Origin of the sequence: Kitasatospora sp. NPDC127121 (assembly GCF_042677305.1) — a bacterium.
Taxonomy (GTDB): Bacteria; Actinomycetota; Actinomycetes; order Streptomycetales; family Streptomycetaceae; genus Kitasatospora.
In genome coordinates this window covers 1-4,147 of the sequence record NZ_JBHXTQ010000159.1, presented here as the reverse complement: position 1 = coordinate 4,147, position 4,147 = coordinate 1, and the positions used below count along the sequence as shown (strand labels likewise).

Below are 4,147 nucleotides of genomic sequence, written 5' to 3'. Positions count from 1 at the left end.
GGTACTGCAGGGGGGACCCTGTGGGAGAGTAGGACGCCGCCGAACAATCATTCACAGAGAACCCCCATCCGGGAAACCGGATGGGGGTTCTTTGCGTTGTGATTCATTCGTCCTGGAGTTCTTCGTCCTCTTCCCACCGCCGCGATTGTGCCTGGGCCGACGCCCGGCCATCGGGTTGAGGCGGTACCGCCGCCGTTCCCCACGCCGGTCGGGTCAGCCAGGCGTCCCTGTCGTGGGTGAGCCGGGCGATGCCCGTCCCGTCCGGCCGCATGGTGTAGAGGTCGGCCCCGGAGCCGGCGGGGTCCTGGGCGAAGACGATGGACTTGCCGTCGGGCGCGTAGGCGGCGGCGCCGTAGAAGACGTCGGACGGGGCGGGGGTCAGCGCGCCGATGGCGGTGCCGTCGGGGTGGACGGTGTAGATGCCGCCGCCGGGGGCGTCGGCGCGGCCGGCCGGGTAGGTGGTGAAGAGGATCTGGGTGCCGTCGGGGGACCAGTTGGCGCGGTCTCCGGCGCGCAGTTCCCAGGGGGTGAGCTGCCGGAGCCCGGTGCCGTCCGCGGCGACGACGTAGATGGCGCGGCTGTTGGCGGGCTGACCGGTGGCGTTGGTGCGGTACTCGAAGGTGAGTTGCTTGCCGTCGGGGGACCAACTGGGGTTGCTGACCTGCCCGGAGTACGGCTTGTCGTTGGTGAGGAAGGTGAGCCGCTGGACGTCGGTGCCGTCGGGGCTCATCAGGTAGAGGTCCGAGTACTGGACCTGGTATTTGTCGGCCGGGTCGAGGGCGCCCCAGGAGCGGCTGAAGGCGAGTTGCTTGCCGTCGGGCGAGTAGGCGGGGGCGCGTTCGTCCTCGTTGGCGCAGTCGGCGGTGCCGGTCTCGCAGAGCTGGCCGATCTGCTGGGCTCCGTCGCCGGTGGTGGAGACCGTCCAGAGGCGGGCGGCGCCGCTCCGTGGGTCGGTCCGGTCGAAGGCGATCGTGCTGCCGTCCGGGGACCAGTCGGGGCGGTCGTCGCGGGTGCGATCGGGCGGCTGGGTGACCTGGTGCCAGTTGGTGCCGTCGGGTGCGAGGGTCACGATGGCGCTGGTGGTGCGGGCGGCGTCGAGGAATTCCCCGCCGACGATCAGGCCGTTGTGCGCGGGGGCCGCAGGCGTTCCGGCGGCGGCACCGACCACGCCGGGGCTCGCGGCGGCGGTCGGCGACTCGGGTGCGGTGGAGGGGGCGTCCGCCTGGATCTCGGACAGGGGGATCTCACCGGGTTCGGCGCCGCACCCGGTGAGCAGGGTGCTCAGCAGCAGAAGGCCCGCACCGGCGCTGGCGCGGGTGCGGGCCTTGGGTGACCTGGGGGACTGCCGTGTGCGGGTCATCCGTGTCATATCCGCTCCGACCTTTCCGACCTCTCCGGCGTTCGCTCCGTCTCCGATGCAGGACGAAGGCCCCTCAAGGGGGCTGTCACTGTGTCAGACGGGGAGCGTCGGCGACCGGGCGACACGCGACGCCTCGCGTTCGGTCGGTCACACGGAGTAGAAGGTCTCGCGGAGTAGCGGTGCGGAGCGGCGGTGCAGGGTGGAGGTGCGGGGCGGACCAGGGACGGGGCTGGTCAGCCCGTCAGCCCCGGGCGGCGCGGCGTTCGGCCTTGGCGAGGGCCTCCGCCTCGTCCTCGGCCTCGGCGACCTCCAGGGTGGGCGCGGTGCCGTCGAGGTGGGTGGGCAGCCACCAGGTGTCGTCCGGGCCGGAGGGCTTGCCGGGGTACTCGCGTTGGGCCTGGTCGAGCATCTCGCTCATGGCCGCGCGCAGCCGTCTGGTGACCATGACGGGCTTGTCGTCCGGGCCGAGGTGAATCGGTTCGCCGATCATGATGGTGACGGGGACGTGGCGCTTGGTCAGGGTCTTCGGGCGGCCCTTGGTCCAGAGCTGCTGGGTGCCCCAGAGGATGACGGGCAGCAGCGGGGTGCCGGAGTCGGCGGCCATCCGGGCGGCGCCGGTCTTGAACTTCTTCAGCATGAACGAGCGGCTGATGGTCGCCTCGGGGAACACCCCGACGACCTCGCCGGCCTTGAGGGCGCGCACGGCGGCCTCGTACGCGGGCTGCCCGTCGGTGCGGTCGACCGGGATGTGCTTCATGCCGCGCATCAGCGGGCCGGAGACCCGGTGCTTGAAGACGTCGTCCTTGGCCATGAAGCGGGTCTTGCGCTTGCCGCCGCGGTAGGCGCCGAGGCCGGCGAAGAGGAAGTCCAGGTAGCTGATGTGGTTGCTGACCAGTACGGCTCCGCCCCTGGCGGGGATGTTCTCGGCGCCTACGATCTTGATCCGCACGTCGAGCGCACGGAAGGCGGTGAGTGCGGCGCCGATCACCGGCGGGTACACGAACTCTGCCACGGTCAGTCCTGACTTCCACGGGCCGGAGCCCGGTACGGCGGGTACCCGCGTCGCTGAGTGGGGGCCGACCGGAGCGCGGCACGCCGCGGCGGTCACGGGTGATTCACGGAGATGATCCCCCGAACGAGTGCCTGCTGTCACCTGAGCCGTGCGGTCAAGCGGATATTCGCGGTGTGATCTCCGTGATGAGTTCGGGTGGGAACTTTTCCCTCCCCGGCGGCCTGGAGGCCCGGTCCGTCCCGAAGGCCCAGGGGGCCCAGGGTTGCGGTCAGGCTCCGGCGCCGAGGCGCCCCTGGGCGCGCCGGACGAGGGGGTAGATCTCGCGGCCGAGGCAGTAGCCGAACGCGGCGTTGAGGAAGGCCGCGGCCAGGGCGACGGCTGTGGCGAGTAGGCCGAGCCAGGCCACCCCGGTGAGGAAGCCGAGGGCGCCGACGGCGGCGAACACCAGGCCGACTCCCTGCGCGAAGCGGGGCGGCCGCTCGTCCTCGGTCTCGGAGGGCGGGGTCAGCCGGGGGAGGAGGAAGGCCTGGTAGAGCCAGCCGTAGGGGGAGAGCCGCAGGCCGCCGAACGCTCCGAGTGCGAAGACGAGGGCCTGGACGGCCAGCAGCACGTCGCTGCCGGTGATGAGGGCGGCGGCCAGGACGACCGAGGTGAGCGCGGCGGCGAAGCGGGGACCGCGAGGGTCGATCTGCACGAGGGCTCCGGGAGGGTCGCGACGGGCGGCGGCGGGGCGCGTCAGCGACAGCGGGTGGTGGTGGCCCGGCCCAGGTCGACGACGCGGCGGGAGGTCAGCAACGGCGGTGCGGTGCGGTCGGATTCCACCCGGCGATCGTACGCGGGCCCGGCCCGGTGGTCGACCTCCCTTTCGGGGCCCGGGGCCGCTGCCGCAGACTGGGGATGGCCGGGTTGGTGGTGTGCGTCGTCGTGCCGGCGCCGGCGACCGCCTCCTGGCTGCTACGGGTACGGCGCGATGGGAGGCTGAGGGTGCGCACCAACGGCGGGGCGGTACGGCTGTCGGAGGCGGAGTTGGGCGGGGCGCTCGGCGAGCGGGCGACGCTGGTTCAGTTCTCGACGGCGTTCTGTCAGCCGTGCCGGGCCACCCGCCGGGTGCTCGCGGAGGTGGCCGGCATGGTCGACGGGGTGGCGCACGTCGAGGTGGACGCCGAGGAGCGGCTGGAGCTGGTCCGCCGGCTGGAGATCCTGCGCACGCCGACCGTCCTGGTACTGGACGGGGGTGGCCGGGTGGTGCGTAGGGCGGCCGGACTGCCGCGCAAGGTGGACGTGATCGCGGCGCTCGGCGAGACGGTGTGAGCCGGGGCCCCGGCGGTCCTGTGGCGGATATGTAGCCCGATCAGGTGGTGTCGGGGTTGCCCTGGGGCAGGATGGGCGCAGACGGAAGTGCAGCCGCCCGGCCTAAGCTACTGGCCAGTAGTGACCACTGGACTACTGCCGAGTATGCTGCCAGGAAGTTCCGGACCGGCACGGGAACTCGCTGCCCGGAGCGGGTGCGCACCGTGTTCGCGCCCCGCTTGCACAGCCGCAGCCGCCGGACGAGACCAGTACAGGAGACAGGCCGTGAGCTTGAGGATCGTTGTCTGTGTGAAGTACGTGCCGGACGCGACGGGTGACCGTCGGTTCGCGGACGATCACACCACCGACCGGGAGGGTGTGGACGGCCTTCTGTCGGAGCTCGACGAGTACGGCGTGGAGCAGGCGCTGCGGATCGCGGCGGCGAACGAGGGCGCCGAGGTGACGGTGCTGACGGTCGGGCCGGA

At 72.1% G+C, this 4,147-nt stretch carries 4 protein-coding genes and 1 pseudogene; 2 read left to right on the top strand and 3 right to left on the bottom strand.

Annotation, left to right across the window (positions count from 1 at the left end; genetic code table 11):
* Nucleotides 1-103: 103 nt before the first annotated feature.
* The 3 genes from ACFVHI_RS37050 to ACFVHI_RS37040 all read right to left on the bottom strand — a co-directional run bounded on the left by ACFVHI_RS37050 (nucleotide 104) and on the right by ACFVHI_RS37040 (nucleotide 3,066).
* Nucleotides 104-1,360 (bottom strand): TolB family protein, encoded by a 1,257-nt coding sequence (locus ACFVHI_RS37050; RefSeq protein ID WP_380346449.1) that lies wholly within the window; start codon nucleotides 1,358-1,360, stop codon nucleotides 104-106.
* Nucleotides 1,361-1,601: 241 nt separating this feature from the next.
* The gene (locus tag ACFVHI_RS37045; RefSeq protein WP_380346447.1) at nucleotides 1,602-2,372 is read right to left on the bottom strand and encodes a lysophospholipid acyltransferase family protein; all 771 of its coding nucleotides are present in this window, start codon (nucleotides 2,370-2,372) and stop codon (nucleotides 1,602-1,604) included.
* Between the two features lie 268 nt (nucleotides 2,373-2,640).
* Entirely contained in the window at nucleotides 2,641-3,066 is a 426-nt protein-coding gene (locus ACFVHI_RS37040) for a DUF4395 domain-containing protein (RefSeq protein WP_063350143.1), read from the bottom strand.
* Nucleotides 3,067-3,269: 203 nt separating this feature from the next.
* On the opposite strand from ACFVHI_RS37040, the gene ACFVHI_RS37035 reads away from it, so the two are divergent.
* Together ACFVHI_RS37035 and ACFVHI_RS37030 are read left to right on the top strand one after the other, a co-directional pair.
* A complete protein-coding gene (locus tag ACFVHI_RS37035) occupies nucleotides 3,270-3,683 on the top strand; it encodes a thioredoxin family protein (protein WP_063351571.1) in 414 nt (137 codons plus the stop codon).
* Nucleotides 3,684-3,947: 264 nt separating this feature from the next.
* A pseudogene (locus ACFVHI_RS37030) lies at nucleotides 3,948-4,147 on the top strand (electron transfer flavoprotein subunit beta); the annotation flags it as partial.

Excerpts from the sequence above, each read along its gene's own strand:
- ACFVHI_RS37050 (WP_380346449.1), bottom strand. The coding sequence starts at position 1,360 with ATGACCCGCACACGGCAGTCCCCCAGGTCACCCAAGGCCCGCACCCGC.
- ACFVHI_RS37035 (WP_063351571.1), top strand. The coding sequence starts at position 3,270 with ATGGCCGGGTTGGTGGTGTGCGTCGTCGTGCCGGCGCCGGCGACCGCC.